Below are 19,256 nucleotides of genomic sequence, written 5' to 3'. Positions count from 1 at the left end.
ATGGCGGGGTCGAACGCGGCCTCGACGCCCGCCACTGGGCCAATAACCCAGGCCGTGGCCGGCACCGGCCTGCCGCCACGCGGCGGCGTTCGTCTTCGCACGCTGGTTCTGATCCGCTGGGCCGCCGTCGCCGGCCAGCTCTTCACCGCCGCCGTCGTCCATTGGGGGCTCAATTTCACCCTGCCCGTGCTGGCGGTGGGCGGCGCCATTGCGCTCTCGGCGCTGCTCAACCTGACGGTGAGCCTCGGGCGCCCGGCGTCGGCGCGCATCGACGATCGCGAGGCCACCATCTTCCTCGCCTTCGACATCCTGCAGCTTGCCGTGCTGCTCTATCTCACCGGCGGCCTGATAAACCCGTTCTCGCTGCTGCTGCTGGCGCCGGTGGCAATCGGCGCCACCATCCTGTCGCTGGCGAGCAACGTCGCACTGTCGCTGCTCACCATCATCAGCATCGGCCTGCTCGGCCTGTTCCATCAGCCGCTGCCCTGGCGCGGGCCGCCGCCGGAGCTGCCGGAGATCTACCAGGCCGGCGCCTGGGCAGGACTCACGCTCACCACGCTGCTGGTGACGCTCTACGGCTGGCGGCTCGCCGAGGAGCAGCGCCTGATGGCGGCCGCGCTCGCCGCGGCCCAGGGCGCCCTCGAGCGCGAGCAGCGCATGTCGGCGCTCGGTGCACTGGCCGCGGCGGCGGCGCACGAGCTCGGCTCGCCGCTCTCGACCATCGCCGTCGTCGCCAAGGAGATGCTGCGCGAGGTCGAGACCGACGATCCGCTGCGCGAGGATGTCGAATTGCTGTCGTCGGAGTCCGACCGCTGCCGCGCCATCCTGGCGCGCCTGTCGGTCGATCCGGTGGGCGACGTCTCCGACGCCTACACGCTGGTGCCGCTGCCGGCCCTGATCGAGGCGGCGGCGCAGCATTCGGAGCGCGAAGGCATCGCCATCACCTTCAAGGCCGGCCCAGTCGGCGAGGGCGTGCCCACGACGGCGCCCATCCAGGTGCGTAGCCCGGAGATCACCCAGGGCATCGGCAACATCGTGCAGAATGCCGTGTCGTTCGCCCGCCACGAGGTCGAGATCAGGACGCGCTGGACGGCGGCCTGGTCTGAGGTCGAGGTCTCCGACGACGGTCCGGGCTTCTCGGAGGCGCTGCTCGACGAGCTGGGGACGCCCTTCATCTCGACGCGCCAGGGCGAGGAAGGACACATGGGATTGGGTGTGTTCATCGCGAAAACGCTATTGGAACGAACCGGGGCCACCGTGACTTTCGGTAACCGCCGGGGAACGACGGGCGGCGCGCTGGTTTCCGTGCGCTGGCCAAACCCCGTCTTCAAGGCTACATAGCGGCCGATGTCGAAGGAGCAGCCATGAGCCAGGACACAGGCGCCAACCGCCCCGTGTCGCCCGCCATAGCCGGCGCGACGGCCAACAAGGATCGTACGCTGCTGATCGCCGATGACGATGCCGCGTTCCGCAACCGCATCGCGCGGGCGCTGGAGCTGCGCGGCTTCATCGTGACGGCTGTCGGCTCGGTCGCCGAGGCCCTGGCGCAGACCGCGCGGCCGCCCGCTTTCGCCGTGCTCGACCTCAGGCTGGGCGACGGCAACGGGCTGGAGCTGGTGGGTCCCTTGCGCCAGGCGCGGCCCGACATCCGCATCGTCGTGCTGACCGGCTACGGCAACATCGCCACCGCCGTCGCCGCGGTGAAGGAAGGCGCCGTCGACTATCTCGCCAAGCCCGCTGACGCCGACGCCATCGAGCAGGCGCTGACCGCGCACGGCCGCAAGCTGCCGCCGCCGCCCAGCAATCCGATGTCGGCCGATCGCGTGCGCTGGGAGCATATCCAGCGCGTGTTCGAGCAGTGCGATCGCAACGTCTCGGAGACGGCGCGCCGGCTCAACATGCATCGGCGCACCCTGCAGCGCATCCTCGGCAAGCACGCCCCCCGAGAACACTGACGACCGAGCACTGATCACCGTCCAACTTCTGCTCAACGCACTGGCGCTGGGCATGGCCTATGCGCTGGTGGCGCTGGGCTTCGTGTTGGCTTTGAACGCAGCCGGCGCCGTGAACTTCGCGCATGGCGATCTCATCGTGCTGGGCGGTGCTGTCGCGGCATTCGTCGGCCTGTCGACCGCACTGCCGGCCGTCCTGCTGCTGCCGCTGGTGGCCGTTTCGATCGGCGTCGTCGGCATCGTCGCCGCACGCATCGCCATCCTGCCATTGGCGACACGACCGCCTGAGGCGACCTTCGTCGCCACCATCGCGCTCGCCGCCATCATCGAGCAGAGCCTGACCATCGCCATGGCCGGCGCGCCGCGCACAGTGCCGGCATTGCTGGGCGGCGGCTCGTTCTACGTCGCGGGCTTCGTGCTCGGCCGCCAGCCGCTCGCCATCGTCGTGCTGGGCGCCGTGCTGGTCGCCGCCGTGTGGTTCCTGCTCGAGCGCACCCAGACCGGCCGGCGCATGCGCGCCGTCGCCGCCGACCGCTACATGGCGCGCGCCGTCGGCATCCCGGTCGGCCGCTATGTCGTGCTGTCGCTGGCGCTTTCCGGCGCGCTGGCCGGCATCGCCGGCTTCCTGCTGGGGCACCAGTTCCTGGTCACGCCGACGCAGGGCGCCGGCCACATGCTGAAGGCCTACATCGCCGTGGCGCTGGGTGGCTGGGGCAGCGTGCCCGGTGCGTTGCTGGGAGCGCTGGGCATCGGGGTCTTCGAGACTTTCGTCGCCGCCGGGTTCGGCGACGTCTGGGCGTCCGCTGCCCTTTATATCGCGGTGCTCGCGGTGCTGGCCCTGCGCCCGCAGGGCCTGTTCGGCGAGCCCATCGGCCGGCGCGCCTGACGATGCGTCTCGCGCCGTTCTGGCTGGTCATCCTGGTGCTGCCGCCGCTCGTGGCGCTCTTCGCCCTGCCGCCGTTCGGCCAGCGCATGGTGATCCTGGCCGGCATCTATGGGCTGATGGGCCTGGGCTACCAGCTGGTATTCGGCCAGCTCGGCGCCCTCAACCTGGCGCAGGGCGCCTTGTTCGGCCTGGGGGCCTACGCGGCGGCGCTGACGGCTCCCGTCATCGGGCCCTTCGCGCTGCCCGTGGCGATCCTGGCCGCGGCGATCCCGGCGGCGCTGGTCGCGGGACCTTTGCTGCGCCTGCAATCGCATTATTTCGCGCTCGCCACCCTGGCGCTCGCCTCGCTGGTCAACCTTCTGGCAGTGCACGCCGAGAACCTGACGGGCGGCGCCAACGGGCTTGCCGGCTTCGCGACGGCCTTGCCGCGCGGGCCCGTCCTGCTGGCAATCGTGTGGACCTGCCTGATCGCGGGCGTGCTGGTCTACGCCTGGCTGTTCGAGGGCACGCTGGGCAAGAAGGCGCAGCTGTTGCGCGAGGCGCCGTTGCTTGCCGCCACGCTCGGCATCGATGGTGCGGCCTGGCGGTTCGTGGCGTTCGTTGCGGGCGGTGCGCTGGCCGGCCTGGCCGGCGCCTGCTCGGCCGCCTTGAGCGGCGTCGTCTCGCCGGAAGCCACCGGCTTTTCGATCATGGTGCTGTGCCTGACCCTGGTGGTGCTGGGGGGAGCCCGCCATCCGATGGGCGCGGTCATCGGCGCGGCGCTGGCCGTCGGCCTGCCCGAGCTGCTGCGCGATCTGCAGGGCGCATGGCTGCTGGCCTATGCCGTCGCCACGCTCGCTGTCGTGCTGTGGGCGCCCGAGGGCCTCGCCGGACTTTTGGACCGCTTGCGCGGCGCGCGGCGCGCTCCGCCCGTCGCGCCGGGTCTGCCGGAATCCGTGCTGCCCGTACCCGGCGCGCAGCACCTCACGATCGACGGCGTCTCCAAACGCTTCGGTGGCGTGCAGGCGCTGGCCAACGTGTCGCTGCTGGTCGATCGTGGCGAGATCGTCGGCCTGATCGGGCCGAACGGCTCGGGCAAGACCACGCTGCTCAACGTCATCAACGGCCTCGACCGCGCCGACGAGGGCGCCATCACGCTGGACGACCGGCGCATCGAACACCTGCCGGCGCACGCCGTCGCCCGCGCCGGCATCGGCCGCAGCTTCCAGGCGCTGGTGCTCGCCGGCGACGCCAAGGCCGCCGACCTCGCGCGCGCGGTGGCGACGGGGGCGGCTTTCCTGCTGCTCGACGAGCCGGCGGCCGGCATCGGCGACGCAGAGCGCCGGGCGCTGCAGGCGTTCCTCGCGAAGCTGCGCGAGTCGGGGCGCGGCGTACTGATCGTCGATCACGACATCGAGCTCCTGTCGCGCACCTGCGATCGCCTGGTCTGTCTCGACCGCGGCCGCGTCATTGCCAGCGGCAGTCCCGCCGAGGTGCGGGCCGATCCGCGGGTGCGCGCGAGCTTCCTCGGGCTCGACGGGATCGCCGCATGAGCGCCGTGCTCGAGATCGGCGAGGTGTCCGTCGGGGCCGGCGAGATCGTGGCCCTGCTGGGGGGCAACGGCGCCGGCAAGACCACGCTGCTCGAGACCGTGCTCGGCTTCCATCCAGGCCGCGTCGTCCTGTTTGACCGCGACGCGAGCACGCTCACCGTTGAGCAGCGCGTTCAGTCGGGCGTCGGCTACGTGCCGGAGGGACGGCGCGTCTTCGCCGGTCTCACGGTGCGGGAGAACCTCGAAGCGTCATCGTCGCTGCCGGCGCCGCAGCGCCGTCAGCGGGTCGACGAGATGCTGGCGCTCTTCCCCATGCTTGGCGAACGCCCAGAGGCCCGCGCCTGGCTGCTGTCGGGCGGCCAGCAGCAGATGCTGGCCCTGGCGCGCGCCCTGATGGACCGGCCGCGCCTGCTGCTGCTCGACGAGCCGACGCTTGGCTTGGCGCCTGTGGTCGTGGCCGATCTCCTGCGCCGGCTCGGCGCGATGACGGTCGACGGCACGGCGATCCTGCTGGCTGAGCAGCGTGCAGCCCTGGCGCTCGGCGTTGCCGGGCGCGGCGTCGTGCTCAGCCGGGGTCGGGTCGTGCGGCGCGGCTCGGCTGCCGAGCTTGCGGCCGATCCGGCGCTGGCCGACCTGATGGCCGGCGCTTGAGCGCGGGCTTGGGTGCCCGCGGCCGCTGCCGGCCGGGCAGGACCTCGTCGCGCGCGAGATTGTCGTGCACGTCGTCCATGCGCCGGTAGTCGATCGTCACCTCTTCCCCGGGCTCGATGTCCTTCAGCGCGTAGTAGGTCACGTCGCCGTCGTCGGACTGCAGGTTGGGCGTCTCGGAATGGTTCATGTACCAGCCGACCGAGATGCGCAGGAAGTCGATCGGCGCCCAGTAGCCGCCGGTGGTGCGGATGCCGAAGCGCTGGAAGAGCTTTTTATGCGGCGAGGCATGCGCCTTCTCGAGCGGCACCCATCGGCTGTCCTCGGGCGACCAGACGCGGACGAACTCGCCCTTCTTGATCCTCGTATCGGAAAAGCAGCCAATGCCATGGATCTTGGAGGGCCCGAGATAGAGAAGGGCCTTGTGCCATTTACGCTTACGCATCTCGCGCTCGTCTCGATGTTCACAAGCAGGCGCGCCTTGTGCCCTGCTTCGCGATCGATAGCAACGGAAAGTGCTCAGGCGCGTCGATTCTGCGCGTTCCAGAAGAGCTCGAGGTTGGAAATAAGCGCCGGGCTGAAATGGCAGAGCGCCTGCTCGCGGGCATAGAGCGCCGCGTATTTCCGGAAAGTATCGAGCGGCTCGGCCGCGAGGCGCAGCGCACGGCGATTGCCGATGGCACCCACGGCGCCCGAGCCGGTCAGGCGGTCGATCACGCGCTCGATCGTGGCGTCCATCTCGGCGGGATCGATAACCTCGTCGCAGATCATGCGGCCGACGTCCGAATCGCAGTCGATTCGGCGCTCGTACATGATCGCCTGGCGCGTGATCCGGTCGCCGACGAAGCGGGCCATGCGCAGGTTGGCCATCGCCGGGATGATGCCTTCCTTGCGCGCCGGCAAGGTCATGTAGGCGTCGCGGCCGGCGATGTTGAAGTCGGTCGCCAAAAGGATCTGGCAGCCGCCGCCGATGGCGAAGGTTTCCACCGCCGAGATCCAGAGCTTTTCGATCGAATCACCCGCCACTTCGTCGGGCGGCACGTCGGGCCTGGCGAGTCCGCGCATCATCTTGTTCACGAAGCCCAGGTCGCGGACCAGGAACCACAGGAACGGGATCTTGCCGTAGTAGAGATGCGTGAGGTTGATGCCGGCATTGAAGATGCGCCGGCCGGCATACTTGCCCTCGGGCACGACCTCGCCGCGCAGCACGGCGACCTGGCTCTGTGGATCGAGGATGCAGACATCGGCCGCGATCTCGGTGGCGGGCTGGGTGGAATTGTCCTCGGAGTTCAGGAAGCGCTTGTTGGCCAGCAGCAGCACGGCCGCCTTGCCCTGGCGCTCGACCTTGGCGAAGCCGAGATCGAGCGTGCCGTCGCGCAGGAACTTGGCCAGCGCCTCGGTCGATTCCTCGTGCGGCAGCAGCATGGCGTGGCAGAGATGCATCCCGCATACGGGATCGGCCAGGAACTGGTTGAACAGGATGCCCTGGTCGATCTCGCAGCCGTCCTTGTCGGCCTGGCGCCGCTCGGCCTCGGCCGTGACCTCGGCGCGGCTGGGCACCAGGCCCGGCACCAACTCGGCGGCGTCATAGGCCAGCCGCTCGATACGCACGAACTTCGATCGGTTGGCGGTCAGGCGGTCGTAGAGCGTGCCGGCATGGCGGCGCAGGAAAGTGAAGCGCGCCTCGCGGGCGGCCTGCTTCAGCGCCTCGGCGGTGTCGAAGGTGGCGGGATCGCGCTTGGGCTTGGGGCCCAGGCGGGCCAGCCGGTCCTTGGCGTCGAGCCAATAGGCAGAGAAGTGCGCGGCGTCGGCCGCGAAGTCGCCGTTTGCGACCGGTGCCGAGACCACCGAATCCATGTCTGATTCCTGCCTGGCAGAAAATTGGAGCGGGCGATGGGATTTGAACCCACGACCTACGGCTTGGGAAGCCGACGCTCTACCCCTGAGCTACACCCGCGTCGCTGGCATTCTAGGGCAAATCCCGGTCAAACGAAAACAGGTCTCTTGCCGGAGCGCGGACCCCTGCCTTCGCCGAAGCGAAGCCGCTTCGGCTTCGCTTCGGCGAAGGCAGGGGTCCGCGCTCCGGAAGATCTCATTTCACCGGACCGTAGAAAATGATCCAGATGGCGAAATCCTCGGTGAAATCCTCGAAGCCGTGCTCGGCATGGGCCGCGGCAAAGCACATGTCGCCCGGTCCGACTGCCGTGCGCTTGCCGTCGACGCGATAGAAGCCGGAGCCGGCCGCTACGATGTAGACCTCGTCGCGCTGGTGCGGTTTCTGCGGCCCGTTGGTCGGCCGCGGCGTGAACCTGATCTCGAGGTCGCCGTCGATGAAGGCCTCGGCCGAGCGGCCGGGCTTCCAGGGAAGGCCGCGCGCGGTGGCCAGCGAAATGGGAGCGGGGGTACGATCCATGGTGGCCTCAACTTTGGCTTCGACCGTGCGATAGTAGCGCATGCTTGACGAAGTCCTGACACCCGAAGAGCGCGCCGTGGTGGCGCGCGCGCGCGAGTTTGCCGAGCGGCACGTCGCGCCCAATGCGGCCCGTTGGGAATGGGAGCGGCGCTATCCGCTGGAGACCATCCGAGAAGGGTGCAAGGCCGGCCTGCACACCATCGAGCTTGCCAAGAAGCATGGCGGGCAGGGGCTCTCCTTCTCCTGCAAGCTGCGCGCCTTCGAGGAGATTTCCAGGCACGACTTCGCTTTCGCCTTCGCGATGATCAACCATCACAACGCGGTGGCGCGGTTCGCGCGCGACGGTCAGCCGACCCACGTCGCGCGCCTGCTGCCGCGCATGATCGCAGGCGAGGTCATAGGCTGCGCCGGCTTGAGCGAGCCCGGGGTCGGTAGCGACTTCGGCGGGCTGGAGATGTCCGCCGTGAAGGTCGAGGGCGGCTGGAAGCTGAACGGCGCCAAGGCCTGGATCACCAATGCGGCCGTGGCCGGCCTCTCGGTCGCCTACGCCCAGACCGACAAGGCGCAGGGCTATCGCGGCATCGCCTGCTTTGCGATCGAAGCCGACCACCCGGGCTTCCAGCGCGACAAGCCGTTCGAGCTGCACGGCGGCCATGCCATCGGCGTCGGCGGCTTTCGGCTGGTCGACTACGTCGCGCCGGACGAGGCGGTGCTGCATCCGCCGGGCCAGGCCTTCAAGGCGGCGCTCGCCGGCATCAACGGCGCCCGCGCCTACGTCGCCGCCATGTGCTGCGGCATGCTGCAGGCTGGCCTCGAGACCGCGGTGCGCTACACGCGAGAGCGCAAGACCTTCGGCCAGCCGGTGCTCGATCACCAGGGCGTGCGTTGGAGGCTTGTCGATGCCGCGACCGATCTCGAGGCGGCACGGCTGCTGACCTATCGCGCGGCACGGCTGATCGACGAAGGCGGCGACGCCGTGCTGCCGGCGGCCTATGCCAAGAAGTTCGCGACCGAGATGGCCTTGCGCCGCATCGCCGACTGCATCCAGGCGATGGGCGCCAACGGCCTGCGCGCCGAGTATCCGCTGGCCCGCCACCTCGCCTGCGCCAAGATCGCGGCCTACACCGATGGCTCGATCGAGATGATGAACGAGCGCATCGGCGCCGGCCTTTCACAAGTCTTTGGGGCACAGGTGTTCGGGTGATCCTCTCCACGGTCGAGATGCATACCGGCGGCGAGCCCACGCGCATCATCGTCGATGGCTGGCCGTGCCTTTCGGGCAAGACGTTGCTCGACAAGCGGCGCGAGGCGCGCGAACGCTTCGACCATCTGCGGCGCGGCCTGATGCTGGAGCCGCGCGGCCATGACGGCATGTACGGTGCGCTGCTGGTCGAGCCCGACCATCCCGAGGCCGATCTCGCCGTCCTTTTCATGCACAATGAGGGCTACTCGACGATGTGCGGCCACGCCACCATCGCGCTGGCGCGCTGGGCCGTCGACAGCGGCCGCGTGGCGCGGCGCGAGCCCGAGACCATCGTGCGGCTGCAATGCGCGTGCGGCCTGGTGACGGCACGGGTCGCGGCCAACGGCACGGTGCAGTTCGAGAGCGTGTCGGCCTTCGCCTATGCGCTCGATCGCATCGCGCCGACGCGGACCTGGGGCCCGGTGACGGTCGACATCGCCTATGGCGGTGCGTTCTATGCTTTCCTCTCTGCCGATTCGATCGGCCTCGATCTTCGTTCGTCGCCGATGCGCGCCATCGTCGATGCCGGCGAGGAGATTGCGCAAGCTGCGGCCAAGGCCGTGCCCATCGTGCATCCGGACGAGCCCGATCTTGCCTTCCTCTACGGCACGATCCTGACCGACGGCGGCAATGGCGCCGACGGCAGGCCAAGTCGCAACGTCTGCATCTTCGCCGGCCGGCAGATCGATCGCAGCCCGACCGGCAGCGGCGTCACCGCCCGCATGGCCCTGCAGTTGGCGCGTCGCGAGGCGAAGCTCGGCGACGAACGCCTGTTCGAGAGCTGCACCGATGCCGTCTTCAGCGGCCGCGCCGTGCGCGAGGCGCCGGCGGTCGGTGGCCGCAAGTCCGTGATCGTCGAGGTCGGCGGCCACGCCCATCAGACCGGCGAGGCCCGCTTTCGCTTCGACGACGATGATCCGCTGAAAGAGGGCTTTACACTAGGTGCCGGCTAGCGCCCCGCTGTCATCCCGAGCGCAGCGAGGGACCTTTAAGGCAACGGGAAAGGTCCCTCGCTGCGCTCGGGATGACAGTTGTGATGTATCGCCGGCCGTGCGTCAGGCGTTATGTCCGCGCCGCAGCGCCTGATCGAGGTCGTCGAACAGGTCGCTCGTTTCTTCCACGCCGACCGACAGCCGCAGCAAATCAGGCGGGCAGGGCGTGCCCGGGCCTTCGACGCTGGCGCGATGCTCGATGAGGCTCTCCACGCCGCCGAGCGACGTCGCGCGCTTCCACAGTTCCACGCGCGCTGCCGAGGCGATGGCGGCGCGCTCGCCGCCCTTGACGCGCACCGACAGCATGCCGCCGAAGCCGCCCGTCATCTGCTTCTTCGCCGCGGCATGTCCGGCGAAGGAGGGCAGGCCGGGATAGAGCACCTCGGCCACCATCGGATGGGACGACAGACGCTCGGCCAAGGTCTGCGCCGAGCGGCACGCCCAGGCGACGCGCGGGAACAGCGTGCGCATGCCGCGCAGCAGCAGCCACGCCTCGGTCTGGCCGAGGATGGTGCCGATCTGCGCGCGGATGGTCCTGAGCTTCTGCCAATGCTCGTCGTCATGTGCACCGACCAGGGCGCCGGCGATGATGTCGGAGTGCCCGTTGAGATATTTGGTCGCCGAATGCATGACGATGTCGGCGCCGAGCTCGATCGGTCGCGTCAGCACCGGCGTGCCCACCGTCGAATCGACGCCGAGCAGCGCGCCGGCGCGATGGGCGATGTCGGCAGCCGCGGCGATGTCGGTGACGCACCAGGTCGGATTGGCCGGCGTCTCGATCCACACCAGCTTGGTGCTGCCCGGCTTCACCGCGGCGGCGATGGCGTCGGTGCGATCGGCATCGACGAAATCAACCAAAAGCCCCCAGTGCTGTGCGAAGCCCGCCAGCCAGTTGCGCAGTGACCAGTACATCACCTTCGGCGCGACGACGTGATCACCCGGCGCCAGCGCCAGGAAGCAGGCCGTCGCCGCACTCATGCCCGAGGAGAAGACCAGCGCCTTGGCGCCGCCTTCGAGCGCCGCCAGCGTCGCCTCGGCCTGGTCGAATGTCGGATTGTCAGAGCGCGCATAGATGCGGCCGGAGCTGTAGCCGTTGTCTTCGTCGCGCTGATAGGTGCTGGCCATATGGATCGGCGGCACCACCGCCTTCGTCACCGGATCGATCCAACCCATTGCTTGTGCGGCGAGCGAGGAAGCGGCGAAGGTCTTGTTTGTCATTGGATTACCGTAGCTTACGTGTTTCTTACATAGGCGCGTGATCTTATAGCGCATCGTCGCACATCCGTTGCAGATGCATTACTATCCGGCCACCGCAGCGGGCGGGACTACTAAATGTCCGACGCCTGATTGCGTGTCGCGAACCGCCCCATCGTCTCGGTCTGGAACCGGAGTCCGTGTAATGGATGTCGAAACCTTCGCCCACCCGTCGCAGCAGTTGACCACTCCCGCCCGTGGCGATCGCGTCGCCCGAACGCGTGAAGCCATCGTCGGCTCCGCCCTCGCGCTTGCGCTCGCCGGCGAAGTGGCGCCCATCGTCCGCGATATCGCCAAGATGGCCGGCGTCTCGGCGCGCACCGTGTTCCAGCATTTTGCCGACACCGCCGAGCTCTACGTCGCCGTGCTCGGCCGCGTGCTGGCCGCTGCTCTGGGCGAGGTCGACTTCAACATGTCGTGGCCGCTCGACGAGCGCATCGCCATGATCATCAACCAGTGCTCCGAGCGCGGCGAGCGCCTGCTGCCGATGTGGACTTTCGTCGAGACGCTGCAACGGCGCTCGAACGACGCGTCCGAGATGATCGTGCAGATGTACACCGCCAACCGCACCCAGCTCGCCAGCTGGTTCGAGCATGAGCTGGCCGCGTTGCCCGCCGACGCGCGCGAGCGCACCTTGAACGCGCTCGCCATGACGTTGGCGCCCGAAAGCTGGGTCGTGCTGCGCGAGCGGCTGGGCCTGTCGGTCGATCAGGCGCGCGACGAGCTGACGTTCGTCACCCGCGCCGTGCTCAGCGGCGGCGCGCTCCGCGCATAGCGAGGCGAGCCAACTCCTCGAGCTGGCGATCCCTGAGGCCCATCTCGGTGAGATGGGCCACGGTGTTCTGAACATAATCGAGACTGCTGCCCGTGGCGCCGTGTCCATTCCGGACCAGCGCCACGGCTTTTTTGATGGGCAGCTTGCCCGCGAACTGGCGGTGCGCGCGGTCGGCGAGATAGACCAGCGCCGGGACCGTGCGGCCATCGTCGAGATGGATCGGCCGGATCGTCTCCTCGTAGACGCCGTCATTGTCGATCTCGCGATGGATCAGGTAGCGGCGCACGGCGTCGTACTGCTTGGCCGGCAGGCGATGGGCGAGGCCGCGGCAGGAGCCTCCAGGCAGCAGGCCGAGGATCAATCCCGGCTGCTTGGGCGTGCCGCGATAATGTTCCGAATAGATGCAGAAAGCGCGGTGCCAGCCATGCAGCCATGCGCCGCGTGTCTCGGGCACCGCGAAGCCCGGGTTCCACATCAGCGAGCCGTAGCCGAAGACCCAGTAAGGCCGGGTGCTCATGCTCTTCCGGGCCGCCGGCCTCCGGCCGGCCTCATGAGCCGGCCAGAGGCCGGCGGTCCGGAAGACATGATCACGCCTGGTTGAGATGGATCAGCGCGCGGCGGATCTCGCGGGTGCGCGTGAACAGGTCGAACAGCTTGTCGCCCTCGCCCCAGCGGATGGCGCGCTGCAGGTAGAACAGGTCCTCCTGGAAACGCGCCAGCACTTCCAGCACGGCTTCGCGGTTGTTCAGGAACACGTCGCGCCACATCGTCGGATCGGAGGCGGCGATGCGCGTGAAGTCGCGGAAGCCGCCGGCGGCGAAGCGCAGCACCTCACTGTTGAGATGGCCCGCAAGGTCATCGGCCGTACCGACGATGGTGTAGGCGATGAGATGCGGCAGGTGCGAGGTGATGGCGAGGATTCGATCGTGGCCAGCGGGATCCAGCCGGTCGGTCAGGCTGCCGAGGCCCTTCCAGAAGGCATCGAGCTTGTCGACGGCGGCGGGATCGCTGTCGGGCAGCGGGGTCAGGATGGTCCAGCGGCCGTCGAACAGCTCGGCGAAGCCCGCCTCAGGACCGGAATTCTCGGTGCCGGCCACGGGATGGGCCGGCACGAAGTGCACGCCCGCCGGCAGATGCGGCTGCATGGCGTCGACCACCGCCTGCTTCACCGAACCGACGTCGGAGACGATGCAGCCCGGCTTGAGGCTGGGCGCGATCACGCGCGCGGCCTCGCCGCAGGCGCCGACCGGCGTGCAGACGATCACCAGGTCGGCATCCTGGCAGGCGGCCGCGAGATCGGTGCCGCAATGGTCGACCAGTTTCAGTCGGTTGGCGGTCGCGGCCGTTTCTTCGCTGCGCGTGGCGGCGACGATCTTGTTGGCAAGCCCGCCGCGGCGGGCGGCGAGCGCGATCGAGCCGCCGATCAGGCCGATGCCGATCAGGGCGATCTTGTTGAACAGGGGTTTGGTCATTTGTTTGCGGCGACGAAGCGGCTGAGCGAAGCGTGCACGGCCTTGACCTCGCTCTCGGTGCCGATGGTGATGCGCAGATGCTCGGGCAGGCCGTAGCCCGCCACCATGCGCGGGATCAGCCCGTCGTTCATCAGCCAGTCGTTGGCCGCCGCCGCGCGCTCCTTGGAGCCGAAGCCGACCAGCACGAAGTTGCCGACGCTGGGCAGCGGCTTCAATCCAAGCTTGGTGAGCTCGGTGCTGAGCCAGGGCAGCCAGATGTCGTTGTTGGTGCGGCTGGCGTCGGTGTGGGCGATGTCGGCCATTGCCGCGATGCCCGCGGCCTGCGCTGCCAGGTTGACGTTGAACGGCTGGCGCAGCCGGCTCATCACGTCGACGATGCCGGCGGGTCCGTACATCCAACCCAGCCGCAGCCCACCCAGGCCGTAGATCTTGGAGAAGGTGCGGGTCATCACGACGTTCTCGGCCTGGTCGACCAGCTCGACGCCCGATTCGTAGTCGTTGCGGCTGACATACTCGGCATAGGCCGCGTCGATCACCAGCAGCACGTTCTTCGGCAGCCCGGCATGCAGGCGGCGCACGTCGTCCTTGGTGATGTAAGTGCCCGTCGGATTGTTCGGGTTGGCGAGGCACACCACGCGCGTCTTGTCGCTGACCTTGGCCAGCATGGCATCGACGTCGGCGCGATAGTCGTTCTCGGGCGCCGCGACCGGTGTCGCGCCCACGCCGAGCGCGTTGATGGGATACATCAAGAAGCCGAACTGACTGTAGAGCAGCTCGTCGCCCGGGCCGCAGTAGGCGCGCACCAGCAAATTCAGGAGCTCGTCGGAGCCGGCGCCGCAAACGATGCGCTTGGCATCGAGGCCGTAGTGCCGGCCGATCGCGGCGCGCAGGTTGCCGGAATCGCCGTCGGGATAGCGATGCAGTTCGGTCGCCGCCTTGGCATAGGCCGCCATCGCCTTGGGGCTGGGGCCGAGCGCGCCTTCGTTCGACGACAGCTTGGCGATCGTCTGCTTGCCCTCGACCGAATCCTTGCCCGGTACATAGGGCGCAATCTTCATGATGCCCGGACGCGGGGTAAGCGCGCTCATCGCGATCTCCTAAATTGGTCAGGCCCGCGCGGTCGACGGCACGGCGTAGGCGCCGATCGCCGCGACGCGACCGTTCTTGAGCTCCAACGCGATCTCGAGCTCGCGCAGGCGCTTGTCGCTATCGGCGATCACGCCCGGCAGCTCGACGAGGTAGTGATGCACGCCGCCTGCAACCTGGTCCAGCACCGACGTGAAGGCAGGCAGGCCCGCCTTGGCGAGAGCGCCGGAAATGCGGTTGCGGCTGAGGCCGTCCATCGATTCGATCGAGATCAGGGCGCGATCGTCGCCCGATTCCTCGGGCTCCATGCGCGCCAGCACGAAGGCCGAGATGCCGCGCGCGCGGGCGTTGGGCATGACCAGGAACGGCAGTCGCGCGACGACGTTCGGCAGCGTGGCGTCACGGCCCGCCAGCAACGGCCACCAAGGTGCTGCATCGGCTTCGATCGGCACCGGCACGACACCGAGCGTAGAAGGGTTGGCGCGCACCGCCGCCAGCACTTGGGCCGGCGTGTCGTTGGCGACGAAGGTGATCTGGCAGCCGAAATGGTCGCGTGCGAGGTCCCAGTAGCCCGGCTGGTCGTGTGGGCGGCAGATCGCGACCTTGATGTCCGGCGTCTGCATCATGGTGAAGGCGCACATCATCTCGCGCCACATGCGGTAGACGGCGGCGGCGGGGAACGGTCCCTGATGCGTCTCGAGCCGCTGGCGCATGACCTTGGCTTCGCGGCCCGGCCGTAGCGCCAGCCCGCCCGGCGGCTTGGAGGCGGCGATGCGATCGACCAGGGCTGCCCGGCGCTGGATGAGGCCATGCAACTCGCCGTCGATGGCGTCGATTTCCTGGCGCAAGCTGTCGAGACTGGGGGCGTCCATAGAGCCGTTGGTCCTGTGAGGCAGCGGCGATACTACGTCCTGCCGGCCCCCGTAAAGGCAAGAAACCTCAGGAAGGCCGACAGGCGCTTGCGCAATTCCGGCGACCTTCGTATAGAAGCCTCTCCGTGGAATTTGAGCCGACCGGCTTGCGACCACGTTAATCCTCGCTAAAAGGTCGGAGCGCTCCAAAAAAGCCCCCCGCCCTTGCCGGTCGGGGGCTTTTTTGTTGGCCGTGTGCATTGGCCGCAGGAGACGACATGGAGGCTGCGATCGAGGAGGCGCCGTTCGACGGCCTCGCCGACGCCGAGCGAAAGGCTCTGGCTCGGTGCCGCCACGCGGTCTTGGGCGCCGATCGGCCGCTTCGGCTCGACTGCGGCGTCGAGCTCGGTCCCTATCGCGTCGCCTACCAGACCTACGGCACGTTGAATGCCGACAAGTCGAACGCCGTGCTGATCTGCCATGCGCTGACGCTCGACCAGTTCGTCGCCGAGGAGCATCCCGTCACCGGCAAGGAAGGCTGGTGGGACAGCCTGGTCGGGCCGGGCAAGGTGCTCGATCCGGCGCGCTACTTCATCATCTGCATCAATGTGCTGGGCGGCTGCATGGGCACGACCGGCCCGCTGGCGCTCGATGCCAGCGGCCAGCCATGGAACCTGCGTTTCCCGGTGGTGACCGTCGCCGACATGGTGCGCACCCAGGCGGCCCTGCTCGACCATCTCGGCATCCCCGACCTGTTCTGCGTGATCGGCGGCTCGATGGGCGGCATGCAGGTGCTGGAATGGGCCGCGAGCTATCCCGCGCGCGTGTTTTCTGCAGTGCCCATCGCCTGCGCTGCCCGCCATTCGGCGCAGAACATCGCCTTCCACGAAGTCGGCCGCCAGGCGATCATGGCCGATCCCGAGTGGAAGGGCGGCGACTACCGCCAGCACAACACCGTGCCGGCGCGCGGGCTGTCGGTGGCGCGCATGACCGCGCACATCACCTATCTTTCCGAGCAGGCGCTGCAGCGCAAGTTCGGCCGCGCGCTGCAGGATCGCGACGCGCTGGGCTTCGGCTTCGATGCCGATTTCCAGGTCGAGAGCTACTTGCGCTACCAAGGCTCGACCTTCGTCGATCGCTTCGACGCCAACAGCTACCTCTACATCACGCGCGCGATGGACTATTTCGATCTGGCCGCAGCGCATGGCGGCGTGCTGGCCAACGCCTTCAAGGGCACGCCGACGCGCTTCTGCCTGTTCTCCTTCACCAGCGACTGGCTGTTCCCGACGCGCGAAAGCCGCGAGATCGTGCACGCGCTGAACGCCGCGGCGGCGAACGTCTCCTTCGTCGAGGTCGAGAGCGACAAGGGCCACGATGCCTTCCTGCTCGACGAACCCGAGATGTTCCGCACGCTGGCCGGCTTCCTCAAGGGTGCCGCCGCGGTGCGCGGCCTGAAGGACGTGCCGTGAGCGTCACTGCTATTCGCGTCGACCTGCAGCTGATCGCCGACATGGTCGATCCGGCGACGCGCGCCCTCGACGTCGGCTGCGGCGACGGCTCGCTGCTGGCCTACCTGGTGAATTTCAAGCGGGTCGATGCGCGCGGCATGGAGCTCAGCCAGACCGGCGTGAACGCCTGCGTGGCCAACGGCCTGTCGGTGATCCAGGGCGACGCCGATGCCGACCTGCGCGACTACCCGGACGACGCGTTCGACTACGTGATCCTGAGCCAGACCCTGCAGGCCACGCGCGAGCCGCGCGAGGTGCTGCGCCAGATGTTGCGCGTCGGCAAGCGCGCCATCGTGTCGTTCCCCAACTTCGCGCACTGGCAGGTCCGCCTGCGCCTGGTGTTCGGCGGACGCATGCCCGAGACGCCGTCGCTGCCTTTCAAGTGGTACGACACGCCCAACATCCATCTCTGCAGCATCGACGACTTCCGCGGCCTTTGCCGCGACATGGGCGTGCGCATCGAGCGTGCCATCGTGCTCGACCGCAACAGCAGGCCGATCAACCTGCCGCCGCTGCTCGCCAATCTTGTCGGCGAGCAGGCGGTGTTCATGCTGCGGCGGGATTAAGCCTCTCTCTGAGCGCAGCGAGGGACCTTTCCGGATCAGTAAAGATCCCTCGGCCTTCGGCCTCGGGATGACATCGATGCCTATTTCCTCTGGTTGCCCGCGAACACCGCGGTCAGGCCCAACCCGATGAACAGCGTGCCGCTGACATAGCGCTCGACCTCGAGATAGCGCTTGTTGCGGCGCAGCCACTTGCCGGCGGTGCCGGCCAGGAAGGCGTAGCAGCCGTCGGTGATGAAGCCGAGCAGGGCAAACAGCAGGCCGAGGAAGACGATCTGCGACGCGAGATGGCCGCGCTCGGGCTCGACGAACTGCGGCAGGAAGGCGAGGAAGAAGAGAGCCGTCTTGGGGTTCAGCAGGTTGACGATGAAGCCGTCGCGGAACAGCCGGGCATGGCTGTGGCGCGCCAGGTTGCCGTCGGCATCGACCTCCTCGGTGCGACCGAAGATCTTTTTCAGCCCGAGCCAGATGAGATAGGCGGCGCCAGCCCACTTCACGATGCTGAAGGCGAGCGCCGACGAGGCGAGCAGCGCCGACAAGCCAAGGGCTGCCGCCAGCACATGGACCAGCGTCGCGGAATGGATGCCGAGATCGGAGACGAAGCCCGCCATTCGGCCCTGCGCCACCGACCGTGCGACGATGTAGAGCACGGCGGGGCCGGGGATCAGCAGCAGCACCAGGGCGGCGCCCAGGAACAGGCCGATGTTCGTGGCACCGGGGATGACGATCTCCATGGCGGGACCTTTCTGCGAAGACGCGTTGGCCGCAGAAAGTCCCGACCGGGCGGGCCTGTCAATGCCCGCGCGAGCCCGCCGCGCGCCGGAAGTTGGCCTCGATATTGTCCTCGCCCTGCTTCACGAAGCCATGCCGCTCGTAAAAACGGTCGGCCGGGCTGCCGAGCAGCACGTCGAGCTCGCAGGGCAGGCCGAGCGCATCGGCTTCGGCCAGCAGGACCTTCAGGATTTCCGCGCCCAGCCCGCGATTGTGATAGCGGCGGGCGAGGTAGAAGGAATCGATCTTGATCTCGGCCTCGCCGACGCGGAAGCCGACGCAGCCCGCCGTCTCGTCGCCGACAACGATCAGGCGCAACCCCGGCTCGGCAAAGTGCTCGCGGAAGATGCGCCGCGCGCGCTCTGGATGGTAGCGGAACACGCGCTCGAGATGCTCGCGCATCACTTCGATGCGGATCGCCAGCAACGGCTCGAAGTGGGCCTCGGTGGCGGGCGCGAAACGCCAGGTCGTGCTCATGCGCCTGCCTAGTGGATGCGGTCCAGGAGCCTGCCCGGCCGGAAAAAGTGCGACCAGGCGGCGATGTCGGACCAGGCGACCGCCGGATCATGCGACAGCAGGACGAGGTCGGCGCGGCCCACCAGGTTGTCTTCCGGCACGAAGCCGACGCCGCCGTCGGCGATGGAGATGCGGCTGTCGACCGAGTTGTCGCGATTGTCGCCCATCATGAAGTAGTGCTTGGGCGGCACCACGAACACCGGCGTGTCGTCCTGCTGGTCGGCATCGGTCATCTCGACGATCTCGTGCTCGCGTCCGCCGGGCAGCGTCTCGACATAGAGAGTGGCGGCGCCGCGGCCGCCAGCATCGCCGGTGAACGGACCGACAGTACGGCGCGGGACGAGGGCGTCGTTGATGTAGAGCCGCCCGTCCTTCATCTGGATGCGATCGCCGGGCAGGCCGATCAGGCGCTTCACGTAGGTCGTCGCGGGATCGCGCGGCAGGCGGAAGACGATGACGTCGCCGCGCTCCGGCGCCTTGCCGAGCAGCCGGCCGGAGAAATCCGGCAAGAGGTCGATGGGCGAGGAATAGCGGCTGTAGCCATAGGCGTACTTGCTGGCGACGAGCTGATCGCCGGTGAGCAGCGTCGGCACCATCGACGGCGACGGCACGTGATAGGGCTCCGCAAACACGGTGCGCACGATCAGGACGAAGCCGACGGCCAGCAGGATCGATTTTAGCTCGCGACTCCAGCCGACGAGGCGCTGCCAAAGAGAGGAACTGTCCATGGTCGAACTATAGTTCGGCCTGCGGCCTTTCCAAGGCAGACCTGTCGGAGCGCCATCTTCGTCTTAC

21 protein-coding genes, 1 tRNA gene and 1 riboswitch are annotated in these 19,256 nt (G+C 68.4%); of the genes, 10 read left to right on the top strand and 12 right to left on the bottom strand.

From position 1 onward, the window contains the following. The 5 genes from RSO01_RS40550 to RSO01_RS40530 all read left to right on the top strand — a co-directional run. Window positions 1–1,341 (top strand): ActS/PrrB/RegB family redox-sensitive histidine kinase (locus tag RSO01_RS40550; protein ID WP_147156293.1); only part of this gene is annotated, 1,341 nt, incomplete at its 5' end. Window positions 1,342–1,364: 23 nt separating this feature from the next. After that, window positions 1,365–1,955, top strand: coding sequence for an ActR/PrrA/RegA family redox response regulator transcription factor (locus tag RSO01_RS40545; RefSeq protein ID WP_092823275.1), 591 nt, complete (start codon window positions 1,365–1,367; stop codon window positions 1,953–1,955). Then, the gene (locus RSO01_RS40540) at window positions 1,837–2,838 is read left to right on the top strand and encodes a branched-chain amino acid ABC transporter permease (RefSeq protein ID WP_308933115.1); all 1,002 of its coding nucleotides are present in this window, start codon (window positions 1,837–1,839) and stop codon (window positions 2,836–2,838) included. The genes RSO01_RS40545 and RSO01_RS40540 overlap by 119 nt, the downstream gene beginning before the upstream one ends. 2 nt (window positions 2,839–2,840) lie before the next feature. Then, on the top strand, window positions 2,841–4,370 hold the full coding sequence (locus RSO01_RS40535; protein ID WP_147156291.1) for a branched-chain amino acid ABC transporter ATP-binding protein/permease: 1,530 nt from the start codon (window positions 2,841–2,843) through the stop codon (window positions 4,368–4,370). Continuing rightward, window positions 4,367–5,020, top strand: coding sequence for an ABC transporter ATP-binding protein (locus RSO01_RS40530; RefSeq protein WP_147156290.1), 654 nt, complete (start codon window positions 4,367–4,369; stop codon window positions 5,018–5,020). Before RSO01_RS40535 ends, RSO01_RS40530 begins: the two co-directional genes overlap by 4 nt. Here the strand turns inward: RSO01_RS40530 and RSO01_RS40525 are convergent. From RSO01_RS40525 to RSO01_RS40510, 4 genes are all read right to left on the bottom strand, one after another. Then, window positions 4,935–5,462 (bottom strand): SET domain-containing protein, encoded by a 528-nt coding sequence (locus RSO01_RS40525; RefSeq protein ID WP_147156289.1) that lies wholly within the window; start codon window positions 5,460–5,462, stop codon window positions 4,935–4,937. The genes RSO01_RS40530 and RSO01_RS40525 overlap by 86 nt on opposite strands. 74 nt (window positions 5,463–5,536) lie before the next feature. Next, complete coding sequence (locus RSO01_RS40520) at window positions 5,537–6,874, bottom strand: enoyl-CoA hydratase/isomerase family protein (RefSeq protein WP_147156288.1); 1,338 nt, start codon at window positions 6,872–6,874, stop codon at window positions 5,537–5,539. A gap of 25 nt (window positions 6,875–6,899) precedes the next feature. Then, window positions 6,900–6,974: transfer RNA gene (locus RSO01_RS40515), tRNA-Gly, on the bottom strand. 135 nt (window positions 6,975–7,109) lie between these two features. Beyond that, window positions 7,110–7,430, bottom strand: coding sequence for a cupin domain-containing protein (locus RSO01_RS40510; RefSeq protein ID WP_170303733.1), 321 nt, complete (start codon window positions 7,428–7,430; stop codon window positions 7,110–7,112). A 40-nt stretch (window positions 7,431–7,470) separates the two neighbouring features. Here RSO01_RS40510 and RSO01_RS40505 point away from each other — a divergent pair, with 40 nt between their 5' ends. After that, window positions 7,471–8,634, top strand: a complete 1,164-nt coding sequence (locus RSO01_RS40505; RefSeq protein ID WP_147156286.1) for an acyl-CoA dehydrogenase family protein — start codon at window positions 7,471–7,473, stop codon at window positions 8,632–8,634. Further along, window positions 8,631–9,626, top strand: a complete 996-nt coding sequence (locus RSO01_RS40500) for a proline racemase family protein (RefSeq protein WP_147156285.1) — start codon at window positions 8,631–8,633, stop codon at window positions 9,624–9,626. The genes RSO01_RS40505 and RSO01_RS40500 overlap by 4 nt, the downstream gene beginning before the upstream one ends. A gap of 102 nt (window positions 9,627–9,728) precedes the next feature. Here RSO01_RS40500 and RSO01_RS40495 read toward each other — a convergent pair whose 3' ends face one another. Then, window positions 9,729–10,883 (bottom strand): trans-sulfuration enzyme family protein, encoded by a 1,155-nt coding sequence (locus RSO01_RS40495; RefSeq protein ID WP_147156284.1) that lies wholly within the window; start codon window positions 10,881–10,883, stop codon window positions 9,729–9,731. Window positions 10,884–11,064: 181 nt separating this feature from the next. Between RSO01_RS40495 and RSO01_RS40490 the strand changes: the two genes are divergently transcribed. Continuing rightward, entirely contained in the window at window positions 11,065–11,694 is a 630-nt protein-coding gene (locus RSO01_RS40490) for a TetR/AcrR family transcriptional regulator (protein WP_170303732.1), read from the top strand. Here RSO01_RS40490 and RSO01_RS40485 read toward each other — a convergent pair. The 4 genes from RSO01_RS40485 to RSO01_RS40470 all read right to left on the bottom strand — a co-directional run bounded on the left by RSO01_RS40485 (window position 11,669) and on the right by RSO01_RS40470 (window position 15,124). Beyond that, on the bottom strand, window positions 11,669–12,211 hold the full coding sequence (locus RSO01_RS40485) for a gamma-glutamylcyclotransferase (RefSeq protein WP_147156282.1): 543 nt from the start codon (window positions 12,209–12,211) through the stop codon (window positions 11,669–11,671). The genes RSO01_RS40490 and RSO01_RS40485 overlap by 26 nt on opposite strands. 70 nt (window positions 12,212–12,281) lie before the next feature. Continuing rightward, window positions 12,282–13,166: a prephenate/arogenate dehydrogenase family protein gene (locus RSO01_RS40480; RefSeq protein ID WP_147156281.1), complete on the bottom strand. Its 885-nt coding sequence runs from the start codon at window positions 13,164–13,166 to the stop codon at window positions 12,282–12,284. Continuing rightward, complete coding sequence (hisC, locus tag RSO01_RS40475; RefSeq protein ID WP_147156280.1) at window positions 13,163–14,254, bottom strand: histidinol-phosphate transaminase; 1,092 nt, start codon at window positions 14,252–14,254, stop codon at window positions 13,163–13,165. The genes RSO01_RS40480 and hisC overlap by 4 nt, the downstream gene beginning before the upstream one ends. Window positions 14,255–14,272: 18 nt before the next feature. Then, the gene (locus RSO01_RS40470) at window positions 14,273–15,124 is read right to left on the bottom strand and encodes a chorismate mutase (protein WP_147156279.1); all 852 of its coding nucleotides are present in this window, start codon (window positions 15,122–15,124) and stop codon (window positions 14,273–14,275) included. Between the two features lie 115 nt (window positions 15,125–15,239). Then, a riboswitch (SAM riboswitch) is annotated at window positions 15,240–15,315 on the top strand. 66 nt (window positions 15,316–15,381) lie between these two features. On the opposite strand from RSO01_RS40470, the gene metX reads away from it, so the two are divergent. Continuing rightward, entirely contained in the window at window positions 15,382–16,572 is a 1,191-nt protein-coding gene (metX, locus tag RSO01_RS49240) for a homoserine O-acetyltransferase MetX (RefSeq protein WP_246159147.1), read from the top strand. Further along, complete coding sequence (metW, locus tag RSO01_RS49235) at window positions 16,569–17,177, top strand: methionine biosynthesis protein MetW (RefSeq protein WP_281291611.1); 609 nt, start codon at window positions 16,569–16,571, stop codon at window positions 17,175–17,177. The genes metX and metW overlap by 4 nt, the downstream gene beginning before the upstream one ends. 80 nt (window positions 17,178–17,257) lie before the next feature. Here the strand turns inward: metW and RSO01_RS40460 are convergent, their stop codons facing one another. Genes RSO01_RS40460 through lepB form a run of 3 tightly spaced genes read right to left on the bottom strand, consistent with a single transcriptional unit; the run spans window position 17,258 to window position 19,189 of the window. Beyond that, complete coding sequence (locus RSO01_RS40460) at window positions 17,258–17,908, bottom strand: LysE family translocator (RefSeq protein ID WP_147156278.1); 651 nt, start codon at window positions 17,906–17,908, stop codon at window positions 17,258–17,260. A 58-nt stretch (window positions 17,909–17,966) separates the two neighbouring features. Beyond that, entirely contained in the window at window positions 17,967–18,422 is a 456-nt protein-coding gene (locus RSO01_RS40455) for a GNAT family N-acetyltransferase (RefSeq protein ID WP_147156277.1), read from the bottom strand. Window positions 18,423–18,430: 8 nt separating this feature from the next. After that, the gene (gene lepB, locus RSO01_RS40450; protein ID WP_147156276.1) at window positions 18,431–19,189 is read right to left on the bottom strand and encodes a signal peptidase I; all 759 of its coding nucleotides are present in this window, start codon (window positions 19,187–19,189) and stop codon (window positions 18,431–18,433) included. Window positions 19,190–19,256: the final 67 nt, after the last annotated feature.

Source organism: Reyranella soli (genome assembly GCF_007992495.1).
Classification (GTDB): Bacteria; Pseudomonadota; Alphaproteobacteria; order Reyranellales; family Reyranellaceae; genus Reyranella; species Reyranella soli.
The sequence above is the reverse complement of the archived record's forward strand: the minus strand, read 5'-3'. Positions and strand labels throughout refer to the sequence as shown.